Below are 25,935 nucleotides of genomic sequence, written 5' to 3' on the forward strand. Positions count from 1 at the left end.
GTGGGGACCCGCTCGTCATGTCAGTCACGCTGCCGCGGCGACGCGCCGTCGCGCGGCCGGTTCAGCCAGCGCGGCGCCCGCGCGAACCGCTCTCGGTCGCGGCGCCTCAGTCCTCGCTGACGGTGACGGTGACGTCGATGTTGCCGCGCGTCGCGTTGGAGTAGGGGCACACCTGGTGCGCCTTGTCGGCGAGCGCCTGCGCCTCGTCATGCGGCAGGTCGGGTATGACGACCTCGAGTTCGACGGCCAGGCCGAAGCCCTCCCCGGCCTTGCCGATGGAGACGCGCGCGCCGACGCTCGACTCCCCCAGGTCGGCGCCCGCGCCGCGGGCCACCATCTGCAGGGCCGAGTGGAAGCACGCGGCGTATCCGGCGGCGAAGAGCTGCTCGGGGTTCGCGCCGTCACCCGAACCGCCCATGGCCTGCGGGACGGCGAGGTCGAGGTCGACGCGACCGTCGCTGGAGTGGACGTGGCCGTTGCGGCCGGCGCCGGTGGCGAGTGCTTCTGCGGTGTAGATAGGTTCCATGCTCGGTGCAACCACGCGGGCCCGCCGGCCATTCCATGACGGCGCCGCCGTCGGTGCTGCCATGAGCGCTACCGTCACGGATCGACGACGGCATCCACCCCAACGCAGCGTTATGCAACCTTGATGCGAAAGGCGTGTGTCACGTCACACCGATGAAACATCTTGCTCATAAGCTCCCCTCGACGCGTGACCACGATCAGGAAGGCAGCGCATGTCGACACCCGCAGCGCCGGTTCATGACGAACCGGCCGGCGAGCACCTCTCCCGGGGGCTCTCCAACCGCCACCTCCAGCTCATCGCCATCGGCGGAACGATCGGCACGGGCCTGTTCATGGGCTCGGGCAAGACGATCAGCGTCGCCGGCCCGTCCGTCATCCTCGTGTACGCGATCATCGGGTTCTTCCTGTACTTCGTGCTGCGCGCCATGGGTGAGTTGCTGCTGAGCAACCTCAACTACAAGTCGTTCGCCGACTTCGCGGGCGACATCCTCGGCCCGTGGGCCTCCTACTTCGTCGGCTGGACGTACTGGTTCTGCTGGATCGCGACGGCGATCGCCGACACGACCGCCATCGCCAAGTACATCCAGTACTGGTGGCCCGACACCCCGTCGTGGATCCCCGCCGTCGGGCTCGTCGCGCTGCTGTTCCTGCTCAACCTGCCGAGCGTCAAGGCGTTCGGCGAGCTCGAGTTCTGGTTCGCGCTCATCAAGGTCCTCGCGATCATCACGCTCATCGTCGTCGGCCTCTACATGATCTTCACAGGCAGCTCGCACGGCGGGCAGAAGTCGTCGTTCTCGAACCTGTGGTCGCACGGCGGCATCTTCCCCATGGGGTTCATGGGCTTCGCCGCGGGCTTCCAGATCGCCGTGTTCGCGTTCGTCGGCGTCGAGCTCGTCGGCACCGCCGCTGCTGAGACGAAGGACCCGGAGAAGAACCTGCCGCGCGCCGTCAACTCGGTGCCGATCCGCATGCTGTTGTTCTACGTCGGCGCGCTCGTCATCCTCATGTCGGTGCGTCCGTGGACGGAGTTCAAGGCCGGCGAGTCGCCGTTCGTCAAGATGTTCGCCCTCGCCGGTCTCGCCGCGGCCGCGGGTGTCGTCAACTTCGTGGTCATGACGTCGGCCGCCTCCTCCGCGAACTCGGGCATCTACTCGACCTCACGCATGGTCTACGGCCTCGCCGAAGAGAACGACGCGCCGCGTGTGTTCTCGCGCCTGTCACGCAACCGCGTGCCGGTGGCTTCCCTCGCCTTGTCGTGCGGGTTGCTGCTGCTCATCGGCCTGCCGCTGCTCGGCGCGAGCGGCAGCGTCGCCGACGCGTTCGACAAGATCACGACGGTCTCCGCGATCTGCTTCATGTTCGTGTGGACGATCATCCTCATCAGCTACGTCGTCTACCGCCGTCGCCGCCCGCACCTGCACGAGGCGAGCACCTTCAAGATGCCCGGTGGCGTCGTCATGTGCTACGCGACGATGGCGTTCTTCGTCTTCGTGCTGTGGACGCTGTGGATCAAGGACGACACCCGTCAGGCGTTGCTGTGGACGCCGCTGTGGTTCGTCATCCTGCTCGCCGCGTACTTCCTCATCGTGCGTCGTCGCCCGGCGCACGAGCAGCTGCGTGCCGAGCACGCCGCGAAGGTGGAGCGGGAGAACGCCGAGGTCACGCGTCGTAGCTGACCCGGCTCGCCCACGACGACGGGGTGTCGTCCGCTCAGGCGGACGTCACCCCGTCGTCATGTCGACACGCGGCTGTGAGTCTCGTGCAGTCGCAATCGGCTCATCCCCAGGTGTGACGGCTGTGGATGACGAACGCGGCGCCGCGAAGCCAGGCGTCAGGGTGGAGCCATGACTGCTGCGCACGAACCCATCACCGACCTCACCGAGCTCGTCGCGACGTGGACGACGCTGCTCGAGACCGCCCCGCTGCGCGGGCGCAACCTGTGGCTGATGTTCCTCGACCCGAGCGCCCGCCCGCTGCCGGCCCTCACGCAGATCGAGGGCCTCAGCCTCACCCCGGATGCCCGCTCGATCGACAGCCTCGGCGAGCTCGTGCGTCACCTCGTCGACGATGATCGCGTCCCCAGCGGCGCGGCACTGTGCCTCGAACGATCGGGCACGACCGGCGCGTCACCGTTCGAGGAGGGCTGGGCCGACGCCCTGACCCGTGAGCTCGGCGAGCACCTCGCGTGGCCCGTGCTCGTGCGCACACCCGGCGGCATCACACCCGTGCGGTTGTGGTCGAGCGCGGCCTGAGACGTGCGTCGTTCGTCGGCACCGGATCGGCGCGGGCGCCGCCCGGGCCCGATTCGCGGACGCCTACGCTGGAGACATGACGTCCAATCCTGCCGCCGTGACCACACGCATCGTCCCGCCCGCCGTGGCGCACGACCTCGTCCGCACCGTCTGTGACGCGCTCGGCAGCGACGAACGCGAGGCGCGCCTCGTCGCCGACCACCTCGTCGCCGCCAACCTCGCGGGGCACGACTCGCACGGTGTCGGCATGATCCCGACGTACGTCGGCTCGGCCGCCGCGGGTGGGCTCGTCGTCAACGCCGAACTGGAGACGGTGACGGACGCGGGCGCCGTCCTCGTCGTCGACGGCGTGCACGGCTTCGGTCAGGCGATGGCGTTCGACGCGATGGCGGTCGGCATCGAACGGGCCCGCGAGTACGGTCTCGCGCTCGTGGGCCTGCGCAACTCCCACCACGTCGGCCGCATCGGTCACTGGGCCGAGCAGTGCGCGGCGGCGGGGCTCATCAGCATCCACTTCGTCAACGTCGGCGGCAGCCTCATGGTCGCGCCGTTCGGCGGCAGCGACGCCCGTTTCAGCACGAACCCGTTCTGCGTCGCCTTCCCGCGTGTCGGTGAACCGACCATCCTGCTCGACTTCGCGACGAGCGCCATCGCGTACGGCAAGGCGCGTGTCGCGCACAACAAGGGCGTCGAGGCACCCGAGGGCAGCCTCATCGACCACGAGGGGCGCCCGACGGACGACCCGTCGGTGCTGTTCGACGAACCGCACGGCGCGCTGCGTGCCATGGGTCTGCACAAGGGCGGGGGCCTGGCCATCATGTGCGAACTGCTCGGCGGCGCCCTCACAGGCGGGCTGACGACGCGTGAGGAGACGGCGCACGATGCGACGTCGATCTACAACTCGATGACGAGCATCCTCATCGACCCGAACGCACTCGGCTCACTCGACTCCGGCGCGGCCGATGCTTTCCTCGAATGGGTCAAGGCCTCCCCCGCGCCCGCCGGCGCCGAGCATGGGCCGCTGCTGCCCGGCGAGGTCGAACGCGCCACGCGCGCCACCCGCACCCGCGACGGTCTGCCTGTCGACGAGACGACGTGGCGCGGCATCGCCGACGCGGCGCGCGCCGCAGGCGTCCCCGACGACGACACCACCCTCGCCGCCTGGAACGCCTGCGCCGCCGCCTGAATGCGTCAGAGCTCCTGAGCGCGTCAGCCCGCCGTCACGCTGACGTCGTCGACGAGGAAGCTCGTCGCGAGGTCGGCGTCCTCGCTCTCACTGAAACGCAGCGTGACGCTGCGGCCCTTGTACGCCGACAGATCGACGGTGTGACGCACGTAGTCGCTGCTCGCATCGAGGTTCGAGGCTGACGCCACACGCTTCGTCGAGGTGCCGTCGACGACGTCAAGACTGAACGTGTCGTAGGCGCGCGAGCCGGTCTCGGCCGTCACGACACGGCTCCAGTACGTCAGCGTCGGGGTCTTCGCGTTCGCGGGGATCGTGACGCTCTGGCTGAGCGATTCGCTGACGCGTCGGCCGTTGCCGCCCAGCCACGCCTTCGCCGCGCCGCCGTGCGCGGCGTACGTCACATCGGTCGTGATGGCGCCCGTCGTGCCGCCCCAGCCGCGGGTGCCGGATTCGAAGTCACCGTTGACGAGAAGATTCGTGTCCGGTGTAGGAGTCGGCGTCGGGTCGGTCGGCGGCTGCGCGGGCGTCGCGCCGAACAGGGTGCAGCCCTTGAGCCCGAGGTCGATGCGCCCGGCGGTGAAGCACGCGGTGAGCGGGTACGTCTGCTGACCGTAGCTCTGGCCCTGGTGGACGCTGACGTTGCCCGCCGCGTCGACCTCGCACGGATTGTCGAGTGTGCAGCGCTTGCCGTCGTCGTTGCCGGTGTTGTTGATGCCGATGACGGTGCCGCTCGTCGCATCGACGATCGGCGAGCCGGAGCTGCCGTGAGGCGTCTGGCACGTCGAGTAGCGGATCGAGTCGTTCATCGTGTAGCCGCCCTCCTTCAACCGGTACACGAAACCGTTGATCGCGCAGCCGTAGTGCTGCTTCCAGTAGCCCGACGGAATGTCGATGCTCGTCTCGTCGCTCGGGTGCGTGGCCGCGAGCGGGCGAGCGGTGACGTTCTTCGCCGCGAGCTGCGCGTACGTCGACGTGCTGCGGTACACGGCGACATCGGTGCCCGTCATCGTCGCGTACTGGAGGCGATCGAGTGTCAGCTTCGTCACGGTGTGCGCGTCGCTGCCGCCGAGCACGGTCGCCGAACGTGTCACGGCCTTGTCGTAGACGAACGTCGACGGCTCCGGCATCGTGCCGATGCAGTGCCCGTTCGTCAGGACGAGGGCCTTGTCGGTGTCGGCAGCGCCGGGGAAGCGCACGAGCGAACCCGAGCAGTTGTCGAGCGCGACGATCGCGTCGTACGTGGCGAACCGCGTCGCGGCGCTCGATGCGGGAGCCGAGGCGAGGGTGGCTGCGCCGACGACGGCGCTGAGCGCGACCAACGGGATGCGGGTGCGAACGGCCATGGGGATCTCCTGGTGATGAGGCGGGCGCACCCGCGTCGACACGGCGTTGTCACACCGCAAGTCACACAGTAGAACGACAGGTCATGTCCAGGTGGCGTTGAGCTTCGGAGAATTCTCGCCACGCCCCTACCGGCACGGCATGAAATGATCCAGCCATGAACTATGCGGAGAGCGTCGTCGATCTGGTCGGAAACACCCCTCTGGTCAAGCTGGGCACCGTCGCGCGTGAGGCGGGCGTGCGCGCGACCGTCCTCGCGAAGGTCGAGTACTTCAACCCCGGCGGCTCGGTCAAGGACCGCATCGCCCTCAAGATGATCGAGGCGGCCGAGGCCTCCGGCGAGCTGAAGCCCGGCGGCACCATCGTCGAGCCGACCTCGGGCAACACCGGCGTCGGTCTCGCGCTCGTCGCGCAGCGCAAGGGTTACCGCTGCATCTTCGTCTGCCCCGACAAGGTCGCCAAGGACAAGATGGACGTGCTGCGCGCCTACGGCGCCCAGGTCGTCGTCACGCCGACGTCCGTCGCGCCCGACCACCCCGACTCGTACTACTCGGTCTCCGACCGCATCACGCAGGAGACACCCGGGGCGTGGAAGCCGAACCAGTTCTTCAACCAGCACGGCCCGCAGTCGCACTACGAGACGACCGGCCCGGAGATCTGGCGCGACACCGACGGGCGCGTCACGCACTTCGTCGCGGGCGCCGGCACGGGCGGCACCATCTCGGGCACCGGCCGCTACCTCAAGGAGGTCAGCGCCGAGCGCCCCGAGGCCGACGGTGGGCCCGTGCGCATCATCGGCGCCGACCCGGAGGGCTCGATCTACTCGGGCGGCACCGGGCGTCCCTACCTCGTCGAGGGCGTCGGTGAGGACATGTGGCCCGGCGCCTACGACCCGTCGGTGCCGGACGACGTCATCGCCGTCAACGACGCCGAGGCGTTCGCCATGACGCGTCAGCTCGCCGAGAAGGAGGGCCTGCTCGTCGGCGGTTCGAGCGGCATGGCCGTCGTCGCCGCGCTACGCGTGGCGAAGGACCTGCCCGAGGACGCCGTCGTCGTCGTTCTGCTGCCCGACTCCGGGCGCGGCTACATGTCGAAGATCTTCGACGACGCGTGGATGAACTCCTACGGCTTCATCACCGGCGAGGGCGAGCGCACCGTCGGCGACGTGCTGCAGGCCAAGTCCGGCGACCTGCCCGACCTCGTCCACACCCACCCGCAGGAGACGATCCGCGACGCGATCGACATCATGCGCGAGTACGGCGTCAGCCAGCTCCCCGTCGTCGCCGCCGAGCCGCCCGTCATGCTCGGCGAGGTGCGCGGCGCCGTCAGCGAGCGCACGCTCATGGACCTGTTGTTCGCCGGGGACGCGCAGCTCAGCGACGCCATCGCCGACCACCTCGGCGAGGGCCTGCCGCTCATCGGCCGCGGCGAACCGGTGTCGGCGGCGCGCGAGGCGCTGCATGACGAGGGCGCCGTCCTCGTCGTCGACGGCGGCCGCCCCATCGGCGTCCTCACCCGCTTCGACCTGCTCGAGGCGCTCGCGAACTGACGCCGGACCCTGGCGTCAGGACGCAGGAGTCCCGCCGTGAATCGCATGCCGGTCGGGGCGCAGTTCGTGTTGCTGGCGCTCATGTGGGTTCGAGCTTCCTGGTCACGAAGGTCGGCCTCGAGGTGGCTGTCCGTTGTGCAGGTGCTCGCCCGCATGGCGAGCGGCGCGCTCGCGCTGCTCGCGATCTGTGCGGTGCGGCGCCAACCGCTCCCGCGGGATCGTGCGGTGCGAGGCCACCTGCTCGTCGTCACGATGCTGTTGTGAGTCGTGCCGTTTCTACTCTTCGCGTGGGCCGAGCAGCACGCCTCCTCCATCCTGGCGAGCATCTAAGACGTGACGGCGCCGCTCATGACGATGATCGTCGCCGTCGCGGCGCTGCCGGAGGAACGGCTGACGCGTGATCGCGCCATCGGCCTCGTCCTCGGCTTCGTCGGCGTGCTCACCATCCTGTCGCCGTGGCACTCACTCGGCGGTTCGAGCGCGACGGGTCAGCTCGCATGCCTCGCCGCGACCGCGTGCTACGGCCTCGGCTTCACCTACCTGCGCAAGCAGATCGCTCCGCGTGGGCTGCCGGCGCTCGCCGTCGCGTGCTTCCAGGTCTCGCTCAGCGCGCTCGTGCTCACGCCGTTCGTGGGCCGCGGCGAGGTGCACCTCAGCTGGCGCGTCGTGCTGAGCATGCTCGTTGGGCGCACCTGGCACGGGCATGGCGTTCGTGTGGAACACGAATGTCGTGAGTGCCTGGGGCGCGACGAACGCGTCGAGCGTCACCTACCTCACGCCCGTCGTCGGCGTCGTCTTCGGTGTCATCTTCCTCGGGGAGCACATGACGTGGAGCGAACCGATCGGCGCCGTGCTCGTCGTACTTGGCATCGTCGTGAGCCAAAGACGATTGAAGCGGCTGACGTCCCGCTGAGCTGATCGCGAGAGGACGCGGCGCCGTCGAGGGCTCGTCCGTCAGGCGCTGACGCGGTCGGCGCCGGCGTAGATGTTGAAGTGGTCGCGGCGCATCATGCCGACGAGCACGAGTCCGTATTCCTCGCACAGATCGACGGCCATCGAGCTCGGCGCCGATACCGCGACGATGCCGCTGACGCCCGCCGCGACGGCCTTCTGGACGATCTCGAAAGACACCCGGCCGGACACGACGAGCAGCCGATCCGTCGCGGGCAGCTCACCCTCCATGAGGGCGCGACCGAGCACCTTGTCGACGGCGTTGTGACGCCCGACATCCTCACGCACCGGCCCCAGCACCCCGTCGTACGTCGCGAGGGCTGCCGCGTGCAGCCCCCCGGTGCGTTCGAAGGCACGCTGGCCGCGGCGCAGAGCGTCGGGCAGTTCGCGAGCGACGTCGGCGCTCAACACCTTTTCGCACGTCGCGATGGCGGGTCCGAGCGTCAGCTGGTCGGCGCTGCACACGCCGCATGCCGCGCCGGTGACGAACGAGCGCGGACGCGGTGGTTCGACGCCGGCGGCGAGGGTGATCTCGATGGCGTCGGTCTCGTTCTTCCAGCATCCGCGCAGCTGACGGATGTGCTCCGGCGCGCTCGTTCCCGACTCGACGAGCAGCCACCCGGCGGCGAGTTCGGTGTCGTGCCCGGGCGTGCGCATGAGGACAGCCAGGGTCGTGTCGTCGAGGTGCAGTTCGAGGGGCGCCTCGACGACGAGGTCGTCGGGGCGACGGCTCATGCCCCCGGCGTTGATGCGGTGGACGGGGCGGCGCGTGGTCATCTGCGGCACCTCGCGAGCGTACTCTCATCGCATGAACGGACGCGAGAACACGTACGTGAAGCAGCGAGCCGGCGCGCCGTCCGGCTTCTTCGCCACGGAGGCTGCGGGGTTGCGGTGGCTCGCCGCAGCGAGCGCCGATGGGGGCGTCGACGTCGTCGAGGTGCTCGACCAGGACGCCACGTCGGTGACGTTGGAGCGCCTAGACGAGGCTCGCCCGAGCGACGGCGTCGACGCGGCCGCGGCCCGGTTCGGTGCTGCTCTGGCGGCGACGCATGCGGCGGGTGCCCCCACGTTCGGTGCGCTGCCGCCCGGCGCGTCGACGTACTTCTTCGGTCCGCTCGATCAGCCGCTCACGCTCCCCCATGTCGAATCGGCGACGTTCGGGGCGTTCTACACGCAGGCCCGGCTGCGACCGGTGCTGGAACGCACGCGGCTGGCGGGACGCGACGCTGACCTCGCGCAGCGCGTCTGCGGCGCCGTCGAATCGGGGGCCGTCGACACCTGGGGCGCCTCGGGTGAGTTCGTGCGGCCCGCCCGCGTACACGGCGACCTGTGGAGCGGCAACGTCCTGTGGACGCGCGGCGGCGCCGTCGTCATCGACCCCGCGGCGTGCGGGCACCACCCGCTCGCGGACCTCGCGATGCTGACGATGTTCGGCGCCCCCGGGCTCGAGGCGATTCTCGATTCCTACGCCGAGGCCGCCCACCTGCCCGACGACTGGCGCGAGCAGCTGCCGCTGCATCAACTGTTCGGCTGGCTCGTCCACCTGCACCTGTTCGGCGCAGGCTACGCCGAGCCCGTCTCGCAGGCCCTCGACGCGTCGGCCCGGCTGTTGGGCGTGTGAAGCCTTGGAGGCGTGCGCTCAGTCGCGGACCTCACGGTCCATGGCACAGCGTCTGACCGTGGCGTTGCCCCGCTCCTGACGGCTTGCGACGCGACGCCCGACCGTATGCTGATGCCGCTCGCGAGCCGCGGAGCCAGCGCTGCCACATCCCGCGGCGCGTGCGTTCGCCCAGCGGCGCGTCAGGTGGACGAGACGTTGGCGGTGAACCAGGCCGCGAGGTCGCGCGCCGAGGTGTCGACGAGCGTCGCCCAGTCGAACGCGGAGGCGTCGGCGTCGTCCGAGACGTGCTTGACGACGCGCACGGGCACGTCGAACGCCTGGCAGGCCGCGACGACGGCGTAGCCCTCCATGTCGACGAGCGACGCGCGCTCGGCAAGAGCATCCCGCACCTGTGCGTCGCTGACGAACAGGTCACCCGTGGCCAGGACGAGCTCTGGGTCGCCTGCCCCGACGCCGAGGCGCTCGCGCACGTCGTGGCCGAGGGCGCGGATCGCGTCGGCACTGATGTCGTGGTTGAGCACGACGCCCGGCTCGAAGACGCCGCGCATGCCGGGGCGCAGGGCTCCACATGAGCCGAGGTTGACGACCTGCAGCCCCGCCCGTTCCTGCGGCGTACGCTCCGCGAGTGCCCGCGTCGTTGCGATTGCCGCCGCGGTCTTGCCCAGGCCGGTCAGGACCACGTCGACGTCAGCGGGAAGATAGCGCGTCTCGCTGGCCGCCGCGGCGACGACGAGCGTCGTCACCGCTGTGCGTCAGCGTTGCCCTGCCACTGCTGCGAGGGCTCGCCCGAGCCGCCCGCGAACTGCTGGCCCATGCTCTGCGACGCCGGCGCATTCCACTGCTGCGCCCCGCCCTGCTGACCCTGGTGCGCCTGCTGCCCGCCCTGCTGGCCGTCAGGTGCGATATAGACGGCCGTGCCGTAGGCGCACACCTCGATGCCGGTCTGTGCGAACTCGTTCGTCTCGAAGCGGAATGCCACGACGGCGTTCGCGCCGCGCGCCTGCGCCTCGGCGGCCAGGCGGGACAACGCTTCACGGCGGCACTCGACGAGCAGTTCGGTGATGCCCTTGAGCTCACCACCGGCCATGGCCTTGAGCCCGGCGCCGATGTTGGAGCCGATGTGGCGCGAGCGCACCGTCAGGCCGAAGCACTCACCCATCGTCGCCTCGATGCGGTGACCGGTCACGTCGTTCGTCGTCACGATGATCATGACGTCGAGTCTAGGCGGCACGCACCGTCCGCGGGGGTGCATCGCCGCGCCTTCTCCGACCCTTGTTCCAGGCGCCTTCGCGCGGCTACGCGGCGTCAGCCCTCGAAGCGCGCGACGTCGCCGGCACCGACGCGCACCACGGTCGGCGCCGCGTCCGTGTAGTCGATGACGCTCGTCGGGCGCGGCTCGACCTCATCGGCATCGATGACGATGTCGACCTCGTGGTCGAGTGCGTCCTTGACGGCCCAGCCGTAGGTGAACGGCTCGTCCTGGTCGGGCAGAATGAGCGACGTCGACAGCAGCGGCTCGCCCAACTCCGCGACGATGGCACGCGCGATCGGATGGTCGTCGAGACGCACCCCGACCGTCTTCTTCTTCGGGTGCACGAGCTTGCGCGGCACCTCCGCCGTCGCCGGCAGGATGAACGTGTACGGCCCCGGCGTCGAGGCCTTGATCGCCCGAAACGCGGCGTTGTTGAGCTGTACGAGCTGACCGAGTTGTGCGAAGTCCTCGCACACGAGCGTGAAGTCGTGCTTGGCGTCGAGGTGCCGGATGCGCACCATGCGCTCCTTGCCCTCGGCGTTGCCGAGCGCGCAACCGAGAGCGAAACCTGACGACGTCGGGTAGGCGATGAGCGCGCCGTCACGCAGAGCGTCGACGACCTGACGAACGGTGCGCGGCTGCGGGTTCTGGGGGTGGATGTCGAGGAAGAGCGCCATGCCTCAGGCTACGCCGCGCGGATCACGCGCCGCCACCCTGATCCCCCGCGCGTGACGGCGGGTGTGGGCGACGAACTCGGCGAGGATGAGCGGCCAGTCGCCGTACCGGGCGCGCGCGCCTGCGTTGTCGTCGTCCCAACCGTCGTGCTCGAAGGTGACGCGGGTGCCCCATTCGCTGTCGCTGAACCGGACGCTGACGCGGCTCGGATGACGATGCTCGCCGCGGCGCCAGCAGTCGAAGACGATCGACGAGCGCAGGTCGACGCTGACGACCTCGCCCCACGCGCGATCCTCGCCGCCGATTCGGAAGCTGACGGTCCCGCCCGGACGGGCCTCGATGACGACGCCCGCATGACGCGCGGGGTCAGGAGTCTGCAGCGGCGGCCACCACTTGCTGATCTCGCCGACGAACAGGTAGAACGCGGCCGCCGGCGGCACCGGGACGTCATGGGTGAGCGTGATCTTGTCCACCGACGCATCTCCCTGGCTCTCGACAGCAGCCCGCACACTATGGCACGGGCGACGAGGTCGGATGGGGATTCGCACCCACCCGATCCGCAGGGTCCGATTCGTGGGACGACGCGCGGCAAGAACGCGTCCGGGCAGCGGGTCCGGGGACAGCGTCAGGGCGCCGCCGCCACCGCGGCCGTCATTCGGCGACGTGCATCCTCACCTCGGTGGGCAGCACGACCGTGCGGCTGACGGTGCACAGCTTCTCGTGGGACAACTCGACCGTCTCCGGGTAGACCTTGCGCGCGGCGTCGCCGGCGTCGCCCTCGGGAAAACGGACGGTGAACGTCACGTCGATCGGGCCCATGTGGTTGCCCTGCTCGTCGCGCACCTTGTCGCCCTCGGCGACGACGTCGAACTGCGTCGGCTCGCTGCGGCGCGTGGTGAAGATGTCGACGTCGATGGCACTGCACCCGGCGATCGCGGTGAGCAACAGCTCGACGGGCGTGAAGTCGGTGTCGTCACCCGAGCCGAACTCGAGGGTGCCGCCGCGCGCGTTCGTCGCGACGAAGCGTCCAGCGCTCGTGCGGGAGATGCTGACGCTGCGGTGGGGGTCGTTGGCGCTCATACGCCCATCGTGCCACTAGGCTGCCAGGCGTGCCCGACGCAGCCAGCCCCAACGCCCCCCGCCCCGACTCCGGACGCCTCGTGCTCGTGCGCCACGGCGAGACGCAGTGGTCACGTGACGGGCGCCACACCGGCACCACGGATCTGCCGTTGCTGCCCGCCGGGGAGGCCGTCGCGCGGGCGGCCGGGCAGGCGCTCGCCGGACACCACTTCGTCGCGGAGTTCGTCTCCCCGCTGCTGCGCGCGCGGCGCACGGCCGAACTCATCGGGCTGCAGAACCTCGAGATCGACGACGACCTGCGCGAGTGGGACTACGGCGGCTACGAGGGCAAGTCGACGCCGCAGATCCGTGAGGAGGTCGGGTACGACTGGGAGATCTTCGCCGACGGCGTCATCCCTGGCGAGACCCCGGGTGAGACGGTCGAGGACGTCGCCGCGCGCGCCTCGCACGTGCTCGCACGGGTGCATCCGCTGCTGGAGCAGGGCGACGTCATCCTCGTCGCCCACGGGCACCTGCTGCGCATCCTCGCCGCCGCGTACCTGCGTCAGCAGCCGCGCTTCGCGGCGTCGCTGCAGCTCGACGCCGGCGCCGTGTGCGCCCTCGACACGCACCACGGAATCCCGACGATCGCCTCGTGGAACACGACGCACCTGCCGTCGGTCTGAGGTCGTACCTGCGTTCTGTGCCCTGGTCGCACGAGCTGTGTGACGTCGATTCAGGCTGCTTCTTCCGCGGGATTCCGCGATTGTCGGCGCTCACCTCTAGCGTGTGAGACATGCGCATCCTGCACACGTCCGACTGGCACCTGGGCCGCTCGTTCCACGGCGAGGGCCTCGGTGAGGCTCACTCCGCCTACTTCGACCATCTCGTCGACCTCGCGCGCGACGAGCAGGTCGACGCCGTCCTCGTCGCCGGAGACGTGTACGACCGGGCGCTGCCCAACCCGCGCACCGTCGAACTGCTCGACGACGCCCTGTGGCGGTTGCTCGACACCGGCGCTCGCGTCGTCGTCACCTCCGGCAACCACGACTCGGCGTCCCGGCTCAACTTCGGCTCGCGCATCATGGAGCATGCGGGTCTGCACATCCGCGCCGCCTATGAGGGCATCACCCGGCCGGTGGCGGTGCCGCGGCGCGGCAGCGACGAGATCGCCGGTCACGTCGTCGCGCTGCCCTACCTCGAACCGTCGGTAGCTGCGGGCGTGTTCGGCCTCGATGAGGGAACGCATCGGGCGGTGCTGAGCGAGGCGGTCGCGCGCTCGCGAGCCCAGGTGCCTTACAACGGCGCGCCCGTCGTCGCGATGGCGCACGCGTACTTCGCCGGGGCGACGACGAGCGACTCAGAGCGCGACATCAGCGTCGGCGGCCTCGGCCAGGTACCCACGTCCGTCGTGTCAGGCTTCGACTACGCCGCGCTCGGGCACCTGCACGGCCCGCAGACGCTCGAAGAGCACGTGCGCTACAGCGGCAGCCCCGTCGCGATGTCGTTCAGCGAGGCAGGCCACACGAAGGGCACGTGGCTCATCGACGTCACACGTGGTGCCGCGCGTGGGGAATTCATCGAGGCGCCCGTGCACCGCCCGCTCGCGACGCTCGTCGGCGAACTCGACCACCTGCTCGCCGAGCCCGCACTCGCCCACGCCGAGGCGGCTTGGTGCCAGGTGACGCTGACCGACGAGATTCGGCCGGCCGCGGCGATGGATCGGCTGCGAGCCCGCTTCCCGCACACCCTGCGGCTCTCCTTCGAATCGGCCCGCAAGGATGATGCGCCGCTCACGTACGCCGAGCGCCTCGCCGGGCGCGACGACGTCGAGCTGTGCTGCGACTTCCTCGCCCACGTGCGCGGGGGACGCGGTCCCAACGCGACCGAACGCACCGCCATCGGCCACGCCGTCGCCGCGGCGAACCGCCACGACGCCGAGACCATGCGCGACGACGGCTCGATGTTCGACCTGGAGGCCCTGCGATGAGATTGCACTCGCTCACCCTCGAGGCGTTCGGGCCCTTCCCCGGGCGCGAGCACATCGACTTCGACGCCCTCGATCAGGGCATCCTGCTCATCAACGGTCCCACCGGCTCCGGCAAGAGCTCGCTGCTCGACGCCATCGCGTTCGCGCTGTTCGGCGACGTGCCCGGCGCCCGCAAGTCGCTGCGTCAGAGCCTGCGCAGCCACCACGCCGAACCGTTCGCCGAGCCGCGCGTCGAGCTCGAGTTCAGCGTCGGACGCACCCGCTGGCGCGTGCAGCGCACCCCCCAGTGGGAGGCGCCCAAACGCCGCGGCACGGGCACGACGACGCGTCAGGCGTCGGTGCTTCTCAGCCAATGGCGCGACAACGCATGGCATCTCGTCTCGCAGCGCATCGACGAGGCCGCGGACATGATGAGCGACACCCTGGGCATGCGACTCGAGCAGTTCGCGCAGGTGGTGCTGCTGCCACAGGGCGAGTTCGCTCAATTCCTGCGCGCCAAGCCGGAAGATCGTCGCATCCTGCTCGAACGCCTCTTCGACGTCAGCCGGTTCGACGCCGTCGAGACGTGGTTCACGGAGGCGAAGAATCAGCGTGCCCGCGAGCGCGACACGTCACTCGAACGCATCCGCAGCCACCTGACGATCATCGACGACGCGCTCGCCCGCCTCGACGAGCCCCTCGAGGCGCCGTTCGACGTCAGCGTCGATGCGCCGAGCGCCGACGCCGTCAGCGCGGGCGTACCCGAGCTACCCGAGCGTCTGCGCGCCGTCGTCCGTGAGGTCACCGAACGCCGCGACGCTCTCGAGCACGCGGCGCGCACCAGTGAGATGCGCGCGCGACGTGCGAGCCGTGCCGCCGACGACGAAGCCGCCCGCACCCTGCTGCGCGCACGCGCCCAGGAGGCGGCGGACGTCATCGCCGAATGGCCCGCCGACCGGCTGGCTTCGGTGCGCCGCACCCTCGACGACGCGGCGTCTGTGGCCGGGGCGCTGAGGCTGCACGCGCGCGCCGGCACCGCGGCTGCGGATGCCGAACGCGCGGTGGAGGCCGTCACGCGGGCCGAGACGGCGCTGCGCGAACGGGGCGTGCACGTGCCCGAGAGTGGCTGGCCCTCCCCCGAGCTCACCGACGGCTGGTTCGAGGCGGTGAGTGACGCGCTGCGTCACGCCGAGTCGAGCGCACGCGATGTGGCATCGGCGCAGACGCGCGAGGTTCGTGCAGTGGCGCAGCTGCATGACGCAGAGGCGCGTCTCGCCGAGGCCCAGGCAGCGACCACGCGGGCCGAAGGCGCCGTGACGCGCGCCGGCCAGCAGCACGACCAGGTCGCGACACTCGTGGCGACGCTGCCTGACCCGTCAGATGCGCAGGCTGCCCTGGCGCGACTGCGCCGTGAGGCGGCGCGTCGCCCTGAGCTGGCCCACGCCCTCGCGAAGGCCGAGGCACGCGAGACCGAAGCCGTACGCGCCCACGCGGCGGCGGAGCGCGAAGTGCTGCGGCTGCGCGAGGCGCGTCTGGCCGGCATCGCGGGCGAACTGGGTGCAGCTCTCGCACCTGACGAACCGTGCCCCGTGTGCGGTTCAGCCACGCACCCGAGCCCGGCGAGCCCCGCCGATGACGCTCCCGGCGCGGAGCAGATCGAGCAGGCCGAGCAGCGGGCCGGCGAGGCCGACGCGGCCCGGCTGCGCGCCGGCGCCTCCGCGAGCGCGGCCCGTGAACGCCTGAGGCACCTCGACGAGGCCGTGACCGCGCATCACGACGAACTGCGCGTCGCGGTCGAGGCGCTCGCCGACGATCTGTCGACGGCACGCGCGCACGATGACCCGGCGCAGCTACGTCACCTCGACCACGTCGAGACCACCGCGCGCCGCCTGGGCCATGCCGACGCGCTGAGGACGTGGCTCAGCACCGATGATGATGACGACGCACGAAAGGACGTCGTCCTGGCGGCCGACGTTCTGGGCGACAACGGCACGCCGGCCGGCGACGTACAGAACCACGATGCTTCGCTTGACGATGGCGCCCAAGCCGACGATGAGCGGAACGACGATGCACCGGCCGAAGACGCGCGGGCCGGCGAGGCTTTGGCCGACGCCGTCACGCGCGCGCTCACCGACCTCACGACGACGGCCGCTGCACTGTCTGCCGAAGCAACCCAAGCACGCGCGGCGCTCTCGAGCGCAGAAGCCGCCCACACGAAGGCACTTTCCGCGCTGAGCGCGGCCGAGGAGCGTTGCGTGGGAGCGCAGAGCGCCGTTGGTGAGGCTCGAACTGCCACGGAGCACGCGCTCGGCGTCCTCACCACTGCGCTGCAGGCGGTCCCGTCGGCCACCCTGGCCGCTCTCGGCGTCGATTGGCCGCCGCGCAGCGCGGCCTCCGGGACGGGTTCGTACCAGTCGCAGCAGCCGTCGAGCCCGGCGGCGGGCTCGACGCCGCCGGGGTCGCTGATGCCGGCGCAACGCATGGAGGCAGTCGCCGACGGGCTCGGCGCGCGCGCCGAGGTGGCGAAAGACCAGCCCGGCTCCCCCGCACCGCTCGAGCCGTCGCTCGTCGCGGCGGCGCTGGCGGCCGTCACCGAGCGTCGACGCCTCATCGATGACGTCGAGCGCGCCCAGCGCGACGCTCAGCACGCGGAGCAGGCCGCCAGCAGTGCCGCCCAGGCCGTGGCGGACGAACTCGCCGTCGCCGGACACGACACGATCGAACAGGCGCGCGCACTGGCCCTGCCCGAGGACGAGCGCGCCCGCCTCGACGCCACCTGGAACGACGCCGTCCGCCGGGTCGCCGCGGCACAGACGAGCCTCGAGGACGAGCAGGTGCGCATCGCAGCCTTCACCCCGGCCGCCGATCCGGCGCGGCTCACCCAGCGTGCCGAGGTGCTGACCCGCCGGGCCCAAGAGGCCACGACGGTCGCCGTCAAGTGGCAGCAGACTCAGGCCGTGCTCGACTCGGTGCGCCACCAGGTGGCCGACGCCGTCCGCACCTATCTGCCGATGGCCGAGCGCGCCGCGGAGACGGCCGAACTCGCTGCGAGCTTCACCGGCACCGGCGAGAACACCCGCCGCATGCGGCTGACGAGCTACGTGCTCGCGGCGCACCTCGAGACGGTCACGCAGATGGCCAACGAACGTCTGGCGACGATGACGGACGGGCGCTACCAGCTGCGCTACACCGACGAACGAGCCAAGGGCAACCAGCGCAGCGGCCTCGGGCTGCTCGTCGTCGACGCGTGGACGGGGCGCTCACGCGACACCGCCACGCTCTCAGGCGGCGAGGCGTTCATGGCCTCCCTCGCCCTCGCACTCGGCCTCGGCGATGCCGTGCGCGCCGACTCAGGCGGCCTGGAACTGCACACGCTGTTCGTCGACGAGGGGTTCGGCAGCCTCGATCAGGACACGCTCGAGCAGGTCATGGAAGTGCTTGACTCGCTGCGAGAGGGCGGACGGCTCGTCGGCGTCGTCAGCCACGTCACCGAACTGCGCGCCCGCATCCCCACGCACGTCGAGGTCGTCAAGACCTCCGAGGGCTCGAGCGTGCGGACGACGTCCGCGCCGGGGCACGCCGCCGTCCCGAATGCCGTGTCTACCACGCCCTGAGCGACGCGGTGTGAAAACCTGTGCTCATGCGTGCGATCCGACAGTCGAACAAGCTCCAGAACGTCCGCTACGACGTGCGTGGCCCGATCCTGGAGGAGGCGCAGCGGCTCGAGGCCGAGGGTCACAAGATCCTGAAGCTCAACATCGGCAACACGGCGCCGTTCGGATTCGAGGCGCCGGAGGCGATCCTCGCGGACATGAAGCACCACCTGCACCACGCGCAGGGCTACAGCGACAGCCGCGGCATCTATTCGGCGCGCACGGCCGTCGCGCAGTACTACCAGAGCCGCGGCCTCAAGGACACGCAGGTCGAGGACGTCTACATCGGCAACGGCGTCTCCGAGCTCATCACGATGGTGCTGCAGGCGTTCGTCGACGACGGCAACGAGATCCTCGTGCCCGCCCCCGACTATCCGCTGTGGACCGGTGCGGTCTCCCTCACCGGCGGTACGCCCGTGCACTACCTGTGCGACGAGGAGAACGGCTGGAACCCGGATCTGGCGGACATCGAGTCGAAGATCACCGAGAACACCCACGCCATCGTCATCATCAATCCGAACAACCCCACGGGCGCCGTCTACTCCGAGGATGTCGTGCGCGGCCTCGTCGACATCGCGCGCCGCCACGACCTCGTCGTCATGGCCGACGAGATCTACGAGAAGATCCTGTTCGAGGACGCTGTGCACCACCACGCCGCGACGTTCGCGGGCGACGACGTCCTGTGCCTCACCTTCAGCGGCCTGTCCAAGGCCTACCGCGTGTGCGGTTACCGCGCCGGCTGGGTCATGATCTCCGGGCCGAAGCACCTCGCCGAGGACTTCCTCGAGGGTCTGACGCTGCTCGCCAACATGCGCATGTGCGCCAACGTGCCCGCGCAGCACGCCATCCAGACCGCGCTCGGCGGCTACCAGTCGATCAACGAGCTCATCGGGCCCGACGGCCGCTTCTACGAACAATCGATGCTGGCCTGGCGAATGCTCAACGAGATCCCCGGCGTCAGCTGCGTCAAGCCGATGGGCTCGCTCTACACCTTCCCGCGCCTCGACCCCGAGATCTACCCGATCGACAACGACCAGGACTTCGTCATCGACCTCCTGCGGGCCAAGAAGATCCTCGTCACGCACGGCACGGGCTTCAACTGGGTCGCCCCCGACCACTTCCGACTCGTCACGCTGCCCGACGTCGACGTGCTCGAAGAGGCCATCGGACGCATCGCCGACTTCCTCGAGGACTACCGCCACCGCACCGGCGACCTCGTGCCCGAACGCGCCTGACGGCAGCAGACGACGAACGGCCGCTCACCCCGAGGGTGAGCGGCCGTTCGTCGCGGCGCTGTCAGCAGCGGCGCATCAGCTCCTCATCAGCCTTCGTAAGCCTCGGGCGCCGGGCAGGAGCAGATGAGGTTGCGGTCGCCGTACGCACCGTCGATGCGGCGAACGGGCGCCCAGTACTTGCTGCGCGGGTCGGTCGAGCCCGGGTAGACGGCGTCGCGACGCTCGTACGGGTGCTCCCAGTCGCTCGTCAACGACTCCGCGGTGTGCGGCGCGTGACGCAGGGCCGACTCGTCGGCGGCGACCTTGCCCTCGATGACGTCCTGGATCTCGGCGCGGATGGCGAGCATCGCGTCGACGAAGCGGTCGAGCTCCTCGAGCGACTCCGACTCAGTCGGCTCGACCATGAGCGTGCCCGCGACGGGGAAGCTCATCGTCGGGGCGTGGAAGCCGTAGTCGATGAGGCGCTTGGCGACATCGTCGACGGTGATGCCCGACTCCTTCGTCAGCGGACGCAGGTCGAGGATGCACTCGTGCGCGACGAGACCGTCGGAACCCGCGTAGAGCACCGGGTAGGCCTCGCGCAGACGCTTCGCGACGTAGTTGGCGTTGACGACGGCCATCTGCGTCGCCTTCGTCAGCCCCTCGCCGCCCATGAGACGCACGTACGCCCACGAGATCGGCAGGATGCTCGCCGAGCCGAACGGCGCCGCCGAGATCGGGCCGACGCCCGTGGCGGGACCGGCCTCCGCGAACAGCGGGTGGTTCGGCAGGTGCGGCGCGAGGTGCTCACGCACCGCGACCGGGCCGACGCCGGGGCCACCGCCGCCGTGCGGGATGCAGAACGTCTTGTGCAGGTTGAGGTGCGACACGTCGCCGCCGAACTTGCCCGGCTGAGCGAGCCCCACCATCGCGTTGAGGTTGGCGCCGTCGACGTACACCTGGCCACCGGCCTCGTGGACGAGGCTGCAGATCTCGGTGATCGTGTCCTCGAACACACCGTGCGTCGAGGGGTAGGTGATCATGATGGCCGCGAGGTTCTCGCCGTGCTCCTTGAGCTTGGCCTTGAAGTCGTCGAGGTCGACCTCACCCGAGGCGGCCGTCTTGACGACGACGACCTTGAGGCCCGCCATGACGGCCGACGCCGCGTTCGTGCCGTGCGCCGAGGCGGGGATGAGGCAGATGTTGCGGTGCCCCTCACCGTTCGCCTCGTGGTAGGCGTGGATAGCGAGCAAGCCGGCGAACTCACCCTGCGAGCCGGCGTTCGGCTGCAACGAGATGTCGTCGTAGCCGGTGATCTCGCACAGCCAGCCCTCGAGGTCGGCGATGAGCTCGCGGATGCCCTCGTTCTGGTTGGCGGGCGCGAACGGGTGCAGGTGAGCGAACTCGGGCCACGTCACCGCTTCCATCTCGGTCGTGGCGTTGAGCTTCATCGTGCACGAACCGAGTGGGATCATGCCGCGATCGAGCGCGTAGTCGCGGTCGGCGAGGCGACGCAGGTAGCGCAGCATCGCGGTCTCGCTGTGGTGGCTGTTGAAAACCGGGTGCGTGAGGTATGCCTCCGTGCGCTCGATCTCCTTCGGCCACGCCGTGTTCTCCGCCGCCTCACGGGCGCGGAAGCCCCATGCGGCGCCGAGCGCGTCGAGCTCGTCCTCGCTCGTCGTCTCGTCGACGCTGACGTAGACGGTGTCGTCATCGGCCTTCCACACGTTGACGCCGTGCTCGAGGGCCGAGTCGACGAGCGACTGGGCGCGACCCTCGGCGCGCACCGCGAGGGTGTCGAAGAACGTGTCGTGCTCGACCTCGAGGCCGGCCTTCGGCAGCGCCGTCGCGAGGCGGCGAGCGGTCTCGTGGACACGCTCGGCGATCGCCTTCAGCCCCTGAGGGCCGTGGTAAACGGCGTACATCGACGCCATGACGGCGAGCAACACCTGGGCGGTGCAGATGTTCGACGTCGCCTTTTCGCGGCGGATGTGCTGCTCACGCGTCTGCAGCGCGAGGCGGTACGCCTGGTTGCCGTCCGCGTCCACCGAGACGCCGACGAGGCGGCCCGGCATGTTGCGCTCCAGGCCGGAGCGGACGGCCATGAATCCGGCGTGCGGGCCACCGAAACCCATCGGGACTCCGAAGCGCTGCGAGCTGCCGACGGCGACGTCGGCTCCCCACGAACCGGGCGAGGCGAGCAGCGTCAGCGCGAGCAGGTCCGTCGCGGCGGTGATGAGGGCGCCGTGCTCGTGCGCGGCGTCGGCGAGCTTCTTCCACGCGACGATCTGACCGTCCGCCGCCGGGTACTGGACGACGACGCCGAACACGCTGCGACCACCGGCCGCCTCGACGAGGGCCTCGGTCGAGTCGACACCGCGCAGGTCGGCGACGATGACGTCGAGCCCGAGCGGCGTCGCGCGGGTCTGTGTCACGGCGATGCTCTGCGGCATGACCTTCGCGTCGACCAGGAGCACCGCATCCTTGGGCGCCTTGCTGACGCGGCGCATCAGCGTCATCGCCTCGGCGACGGCGGTCGCCTCGTCGAGCAACGACGAACCGGCCGTCGCGAGCCCTGTGAGGTCGGTGACGACGGTCTGGAAGTTGAGCAGCGCCTCGAGGCGGCCCTGGCTGATCTCCGGCTGGTACGGCGTGTAAGCGGTGTACCAGGCCGGGTTCTCGAGGATGTTGCGCTTGATGACACCCGGGGTGTGCGTGCCGTAGTAGCCGAGGCCGATCATCGAGGTGAGCACCGCGTTGCGCGACGCCCTCTCCCGCAGCTCGGCGAGGACGGCGGCCTCCGACGGCGCGGCATCGAGGGCGAGGGGGCGCTGCTGCGCGATCGTCTGCGGCACCGCACGCGCGATGAGATCGTCGAGCGAGCTCGCACCGATCGTTTCGAGCATGTGGTCGAGATCGTCGTCGCCGGGGCCGATGTGGCGGGCGACGAAGGGGGCGAGCGATTCGCTGGTCATGGAGGACTCCCGTGACACGTCGTGGGTGACGGCCAGCCGTTTGGCTGGCTACTCCCCCTCTGTCACACGCACGCGCTCCAGAGTTGCTTCACCTGGACGGTCCACTTCGCCTGAGAGGTTGCGGGGAGGCTTGCCCCTTCGGCGCCCGTGCTCGCGGCAACAGGTCTCTCCCGCCAGGTTCGACAGCGAACACCACAGTACCCGACACCCCTCGCGGGTATCGGGTACTCGAACGGACGAAAAGAGGCGGGTCAGCCGGCCTTCTTCGCGACGCGACGGCGGCGCAACTCGTCGCCGGGGTGCTCGGCCATCTCGGTGGCGTCGGGGCGCTCGCTCGGCAGTTCGGCGAGGGTGCCCTCGACCTCGCGCCAGACCGAACCGAGCGCGATGCCGAACACACCCTGGCCGCCGCGCAGCAAGTCGATGACCTGGTCGTCGCTCGTGCACTCGTACACGGACGCGCCATCGGACATCAGCGTGATGCCCGCCAGCTCGCGCACGCCGTGGTCGCGTAGCGCCGCGACGGCGACCCGGATCTGCTGCAAGGAGACACCCGCGTCGAGCAGGCGCTTGATGACCTTGAGGACGAGGACGTCGCGGAACGAGTACAGACGCTGGTGGCCGGAGCCGCTGACGTTGCGCACCGACGGCTCGAGCAGACCCGTGCGGGCCCAGTAGTCGAGCTGACGGTAGGTGACGCCCGCCGCGCGGCAGGCGGCGGGGCCGCGGTAGCCGAGCGTAGCGTCGTCGAGCGCTGCGGTACGGCTGACATCCGCATCGAGCGGCGCATGAACCTGCTTCTGCGATTCGTGCGCCTTGCCGGTGCTGACCACGGCGACCTCCTGGAAGAACAAAGACGTGAGCACGTGCAGCACGCCCTCTTGACTCCCTCAACGGTACGGGCGCGGGTCGCGCCGGGCAACGATTCGACACGCGACACGCCGGAAAGATTTCCCGTCATGACGCGCCATCACGGTCTGATCACGAACATTCACGTTCGAGTCGACGGTGAGTTCCACCCCTGCGCTACAGCTCAACGTTAAGTTGAGGGTTAACTCATTCGCCCGGTTCCTCGAAGTCGTCGGCGCTCACCTGGTCGAGGAATTCGCGGAATTTCTCGACCTCTTCCTCCTGCTCGTCGGCCACCTCGAGCCCAGCGGCGGTGACGACGGCGTCGTCGACGAGGATCGGCGTCTGGGCGCGCACGGCGAGGGCCACGGCATCACTCGCGCGCGCATCGACGCGGCCGCCGTCGTCGAAGACGAGGCTCGCCTCGAAGACGTCGTCGACGAGACGCGAGATCTCGACGTGGTCGAGGGCGCGACCGGAGGCGGCGGCGACGTCGAGGAGCAGATCGTGCGTCAGCGGGCGGGGCGCTTCGACGCCCTCGGCGTACAGGGCGATGATGGAGGCCTCGGACGAACCGATCCACAATGGGACGTGGATGGGGCCCGATTCGATCCGCAGCAGCAGCACGGGGCTTGCGGTGGGGACGTCCATGCGGATTCCGGCGATCTCAGCGCGTTTCACGACGACCACGCTACTCCGTCGACGCCGCATCGGCGCGTGCCGGTCGCTCGCGCTCGGGGCGTGGCGAGCACCGTCAGTGACGCAGGCCGGCCTTGACGAGCGCGATGTGCAGCGCGAGAGCGCGCTGAGCGATCGTCACGCGTTGCGTCGTGTCACGCAGCGGCACCTGCTCCACGAGACCGACCTCACGGTCGGCGGCGAGGCGGAACGGACGCAGGTGACGGGCCTGCACACCGAACTCAGCGAGCCCGGCAGCAGCTGTCGCGACGGCGAGTGCGTCGGCGTCGAAGTGACCACCGGAATCAGCGCGGATGAGGCCGAAGGTCACGAGGTCGTCGATGAGCGAGGTGCTCGCCTGAGCCCCACGGGCCAGTTCGTCGCGCGTCAGCGACAGGTTCTCGCGGGGCGCGGCCGTGAGCTGTTCCTCGCTCGGGACGTCTTCGTCGACGTGTTGAGCGGGGACGGCGGGCACGGCAGTCGCCATGACGTCCTCGTCCGGGGTGAGACCGCGATCGTAGGCGTCGAGGGCGTCACGGATGACCTTGAGCGGCCAGAAGCGGTCACGCTGCGCGCGCAGCACGAAGCGGAGGCGGTCGATGTCCTCGTGTGAGTAGCGGCGGTAGCCCGAATCGGAGCGCTTCGGCGAAACGAGCCCCTGCGCGTCGAGGAAACGGACCTTGGAGACGGTGAGGTCGGGAAACTCCTCGCGCAGTTCGTCGAGAACACCGCTGATCGTGAGACCGTGCGCCATGCGTGAAGCCCTCAGGCCTTCGTCGGGGCCGCGTAGTAGGTGAGACGGTACTTGCCGATCATGACCTCGTCACCGGTGCGCAGCTTCGCCTGGTCGACGAGCTGACGCGCGACGTACGTGCCGTTGAGCGAGCCGATGTCCTGCACGCTGTAGCCATCCTCGTCACGCACGAAGATCGCGTGACGTCGCGAGACGGTGATGTCGTCGAGGAAGATGTCGCTCTTCGGGTGACGCCCGGCGCTGACCTCGGCGGCGTCGAGCAGGAAGCGCGCCCCGGCGTTGGGCCCGCTGAGGGCGATGAGCAGGGCGGTGTTCGGGCGCAACGCCTCGACCATGGCCTGGTCGGCGGGCGACAGGCTGCGCGGCGCCTCCGTCGACAAGGTCGCAGCGGCCTCGTGCGAGCCAGGGACGCCGATCGTCGTGGCGTCACCGACGTAGGTGTTCTGCTCGTCAACCATGGTGTGCACCCCCGCGCCGCGACGACGCCGTTCGTGGATCTCGCCTCAGCCGCGAAGGGCTGGAGGGCTCGGAATTGTTGGTCAGAATACCGTCACCCGGCGATCGTCGTGCAATCGCCGGGTGGTCTGGTCCTCGAGGAGCTCAGTCGAGCGAGGCGCGGTAGGCCTCGACGTCCATGAGGGCCTCGACGGCGGAGGCGTCGGAGACGCGGATCTCGAACATCCAACCCGACTCGTACGGGTCGGTGTTGACCGTGCCCGGCTCGGCGTCCAGCGTGTCGTTGACGGCGACGATCTCGCCGTCGAGCGGGGAGTACAGGTCGCTGACCGACTTCGTCGACTCGACCTCGCCGCACGACTCACCGGCGGTGACAGTGTCGCCGACGGCCGGCAGGCTGACGTAGACGACGTCACCGAGAGCGTCCTGGGCGTACGACGTGATGCCGACGCGCACTGTGCCCTCGCCCTTGTCGGCCACCCACTCGTGGTCCTCGGTGTAGCGCAGGTCGGCGGGGTACTGAAGATCGCTCATGACTCTCCTTGGTTGGTCGTCGTGGTGTCGGCGAACACGGTGGGGTTCACTTCGCCCCGGCGATCGAGGTGATCTTGTTCGTGGCGCCCTCGGTGACCTTAACCCGGGCGCCTGCTTGTGTCAGCGTATCCGTCACACCACCCGGAATGGCCATTGCGGTGCTCATCGTGTGCGGATCGCCGATGGCCGTGATCGTGAACGTCGAGGGCAGCTTGTCGCCCTGCACGCCGGCCGATCCGTCGACGTCCGAGAACCACGTCGAGGCGATGACGCGGTGACCGCCGACGTCGATCGACTCGGCGCCCGCGTCCCGCAGTTCCTGCACGGCGTCGAGCACGTTCGCGGACGTCACCTTCTCACCGCCGTCGACGCTGATCGTGATGCCGGGGCCGCTGACGGCGACGCTGCCGTTGAGGATGCGCATCTGGTCGAGTCGCTTCTG

General features: G+C 69.9%; 26 protein-coding genes and 1 riboswitch. Of the genes, 11 read left to right on the forward strand and 15 right to left on the reverse strand.

The window, feature by feature from the left end; all coding sequences use genetic code 11:
• Positions 1-106 precede the first annotated feature (106 nt).
• A complete protein-coding gene (locus B2284_RS02220) occupies positions 107-526 on the reverse strand; it encodes an organic hydroperoxide resistance protein (protein ID WP_040014430.1) in 420 nt (139 codons plus the stop codon).
• Positions 527-737: 211 nt separating this feature from the next.
• On the opposite strand from B2284_RS02220, the gene B2284_RS02225 reads away from it, so the two are divergent.
• The 3 genes from B2284_RS02225 to B2284_RS02235 all read left to right on the forward strand — a co-directional run bounded on the left by B2284_RS02225 (position 738) and on the right by B2284_RS02235 (position 3,963).
• Positions 738-2,201 (forward strand): amino acid permease, encoded by a 1,464-nt coding sequence (locus B2284_RS02225; RefSeq protein WP_074045350.1) that lies wholly within the window; start codon positions 738-740, stop codon positions 2,199-2,201.
• A 168-nt stretch (positions 2,202-2,369) separates the two neighbouring features.
• Positions 2,370-2,777, forward strand: coding sequence for a hypothetical protein (locus B2284_RS02230; protein ID WP_038568045.1), 408 nt, complete (start codon positions 2,370-2,372; stop codon positions 2,775-2,777).
• Positions 2,778-2,853: 76 nt separating this feature from the next.
• Positions 2,854-3,963: a malate/lactate/ureidoglycolate dehydrogenase gene (locus B2284_RS02235; protein ID WP_038568042.1), complete on the forward strand. Its 1,110-nt coding sequence runs from the start codon at positions 2,854-2,856 to the stop codon at positions 3,961-3,963.
• A gap of 23 nt (positions 3,964-3,986) precedes the next feature.
• Here the strand turns inward: B2284_RS02235 and B2284_RS02240 are convergent, their stop codons facing one another.
• On the reverse strand, positions 3,987-5,306 hold the full coding sequence (locus B2284_RS02240) for a trypsin-like peptidase domain-containing protein (protein ID WP_286697120.1): 1,320 nt from the start codon (positions 5,304-5,306) through the stop codon (positions 3,987-3,989).
• 155 nt (positions 5,307-5,461) lie between these two features.
• Here B2284_RS02240 and B2284_RS02245 point away from each other — a divergent pair, with 155 nt between their 5' ends.
• From B2284_RS02245 to B2284_RS02255, 3 genes are all read left to right on the forward strand, one after another.
• Positions 5,462-6,853, forward strand: a complete 1,392-nt coding sequence (locus tag B2284_RS02245; protein WP_074039241.1) for a cystathionine beta-synthase — start codon at positions 5,462-5,464, stop codon at positions 6,851-6,853.
• A gap of 36 nt (positions 6,854-6,889) precedes the next feature.
• Positions 6,890-7,117, forward strand: coding sequence for a hypothetical protein (locus B2284_RS02250; protein ID WP_136788277.1), 228 nt, complete (start codon positions 6,890-6,892; stop codon positions 7,115-7,117).
• Between the two features lie 466 nt (positions 7,118-7,583).
• Positions 7,584-7,766 carry an EamA family transporter gene (locus tag B2284_RS02255; RefSeq protein ID WP_286697121.1) on the forward strand — a complete coding sequence of 61 codons (183 nt, stop codon included), beginning with the start codon at positions 7,584-7,586 and terminating at the stop codon, positions 7,764-7,766.
• Between the two features lie 41 nt (positions 7,767-7,807).
• Here the strand turns inward: B2284_RS02255 and fdhD are convergent, their stop codons facing one another.
• On the reverse strand, positions 7,808-8,581 hold the full coding sequence (fdhD, locus tag B2284_RS02260; protein ID WP_131942016.1) for a formate dehydrogenase accessory sulfurtransferase FdhD: 774 nt from the start codon (positions 8,579-8,581) through the stop codon (positions 7,808-7,810).
• Positions 8,582-8,612: 31 nt separating this feature from the next.
• Between fdhD and B2284_RS02265 the strand changes: the two genes are divergently transcribed.
• Positions 8,613-9,425: a fructosamine kinase family protein gene (locus B2284_RS02265; protein ID WP_349676085.1), complete on the forward strand. Its 813-nt coding sequence runs from the start codon at positions 8,613-8,615 to the stop codon at positions 9,423-9,425.
• Positions 9,426-9,604: 179 nt separating this feature from the next.
• On the opposite strand, the gene B2284_RS02270 is transcribed toward B2284_RS02265, so the two are convergent.
• The 5 genes from B2284_RS02270 to B2284_RS02290 all read right to left on the reverse strand — a co-directional run bounded on the left by B2284_RS02270 (position 9,605) and on the right by B2284_RS02290 (position 12,432).
• A complete protein-coding gene (locus B2284_RS02270; RefSeq protein WP_286697122.1) occupies positions 9,605-10,168 on the reverse strand; it encodes a nucleosidase in 564 nt (187 codons plus the stop codon).
• Positions 10,165-10,635 (reverse strand): YbjQ family protein, encoded by a 471-nt coding sequence (locus tag B2284_RS02275; RefSeq protein WP_006944389.1) that lies wholly within the window; start codon positions 10,633-10,635, stop codon positions 10,165-10,167. The genes B2284_RS02270 and B2284_RS02275 overlap by 4 nt, the downstream gene beginning before the upstream one ends.
• A gap of 95 nt (positions 10,636-10,730) precedes the next feature.
• Complete coding sequence (locus tag B2284_RS02280) at positions 10,731-11,354, reverse strand: L-threonylcarbamoyladenylate synthase (RefSeq protein ID WP_074039237.1); 624 nt, start codon at positions 11,352-11,354, stop codon at positions 10,731-10,733.
• Between the two features lie 3 nt (positions 11,355-11,357).
• The gene (locus tag B2284_RS02285) at positions 11,358-11,825 is read right to left on the reverse strand and encodes an SRPBCC domain-containing protein (RefSeq protein ID WP_074039236.1); all 468 of its coding nucleotides are present in this window, start codon (positions 11,823-11,825) and stop codon (positions 11,358-11,360) included.
• Between the two features lie 178 nt (positions 11,826-12,003).
• Positions 12,004-12,432, reverse strand: coding sequence for an OsmC family protein (locus B2284_RS02290; RefSeq protein ID WP_006944390.1), 429 nt, complete (start codon positions 12,430-12,432; stop codon positions 12,004-12,006).
• A 29-nt stretch (positions 12,433-12,461) separates the two neighbouring features.
• Between B2284_RS02290 and B2284_RS02295 the strand changes: the two genes are divergently transcribed.
• The 4 genes from B2284_RS02295 (at position 12,462) to B2284_RS02310 (ending at position 19,268) form a co-directional block, all read left to right on the forward strand.
• Positions 12,462-13,097, forward strand: a complete 636-nt coding sequence (locus B2284_RS02295) for a histidine phosphatase family protein (protein WP_115296254.1) — start codon at positions 12,462-12,464, stop codon at positions 13,095-13,097.
• 110 nt (positions 13,098-13,207) lie between these two features.
• Positions 13,208-14,401 (forward strand): exonuclease SbcCD subunit D, encoded by a 1,194-nt coding sequence (locus B2284_RS02300; protein ID WP_115296255.1) that lies wholly within the window; start codon positions 13,208-13,210, stop codon positions 14,399-14,401.
• Positions 14,398-17,994, forward strand: coding sequence for an AAA family ATPase (locus B2284_RS02305; RefSeq protein ID WP_286697123.1), 3,597 nt, complete (start codon positions 14,398-14,400; stop codon positions 17,992-17,994). The genes B2284_RS02300 and B2284_RS02305 overlap by 4 nt, the downstream gene beginning before the upstream one ends.
• A gap of 26 nt (positions 17,995-18,020) precedes the next feature.
• Entirely contained in the window at positions 18,021-19,268 is a 1,248-nt protein-coding gene (locus tag B2284_RS02310; RefSeq protein ID WP_286697124.1) for a pyridoxal phosphate-dependent aminotransferase, read from the forward strand.
• Between the two features lie 86 nt (positions 19,269-19,354).
• Here the strand turns inward: B2284_RS02310 and gcvP are convergent, their stop codons facing one another.
• The 7 genes from gcvP to B2284_RS02345 all read right to left on the reverse strand — a co-directional run.
• On the reverse strand, positions 19,355-22,222 hold the full coding sequence (gcvP, locus tag B2284_RS02315) for an aminomethyl-transferring glycine dehydrogenase (RefSeq protein ID WP_286697125.1): 2,868 nt from the start codon (positions 22,220-22,222) through the stop codon (positions 19,355-19,357).
• Positions 22,223-22,309: 87 nt separating this feature from the next.
• Positions 22,310-22,405, reverse strand: a riboswitch (glycine riboswitch).
• Between the two features lie 68 nt (positions 22,406-22,473).
• Complete coding sequence (locus tag B2284_RS02320; protein ID WP_273542639.1) at positions 22,474-23,097, reverse strand: MerR family transcriptional regulator; 624 nt, start codon at positions 23,095-23,097, stop codon at positions 22,474-22,476.
• Positions 23,098-23,278: 181 nt separating this feature from the next.
• On the reverse strand, positions 23,279-23,752 hold the full coding sequence (locus tag B2284_RS02325) for a bifunctional nuclease family protein (RefSeq protein ID WP_216343017.1): 474 nt from the start codon (positions 23,750-23,752) through the stop codon (positions 23,279-23,281).
• Between the two features lie 73 nt (positions 23,753-23,825).
• On the reverse strand, positions 23,826-24,503 hold the full coding sequence (ftsR, locus tag B2284_RS02330; protein WP_006943372.1) for a transcriptional regulator FtsR: 678 nt from the start codon (positions 24,501-24,503) through the stop codon (positions 23,826-23,828).
• An 11-nt stretch (positions 24,504-24,514) separates the two neighbouring features.
• On the reverse strand, positions 24,515-24,961 hold the full coding sequence (locus B2284_RS02335; protein ID WP_040014173.1) for an FHA domain-containing protein: 447 nt from the start codon (positions 24,959-24,961) through the stop codon (positions 24,515-24,517).
• 142 nt (positions 24,962-25,103) lie between these two features.
• A complete protein-coding gene (gcvH, locus tag B2284_RS02340) occupies positions 25,104-25,493 on the reverse strand; it encodes a glycine cleavage system protein GcvH (RefSeq protein WP_006943367.1) in 390 nt (129 codons plus the stop codon).
• A gap of 46 nt (positions 25,494-25,539) precedes the next feature.
• A partial coding sequence (locus B2284_RS02345) for a DUF881 domain-containing protein (RefSeq protein WP_286697126.1) occupies positions 25,540-25,935 on the reverse strand: 396 nt, incomplete at its 5' end.

It is taken from the genome of Dermacoccus sp. UBA1591 (assembly GCF_002322065.1).
Taxonomy (GTDB): domain Bacteria; phylum Actinomycetota; class Actinomycetes; order Actinomycetales; family Dermatophilaceae; genus Dermacoccus; species Dermacoccus nishinomiyaensis.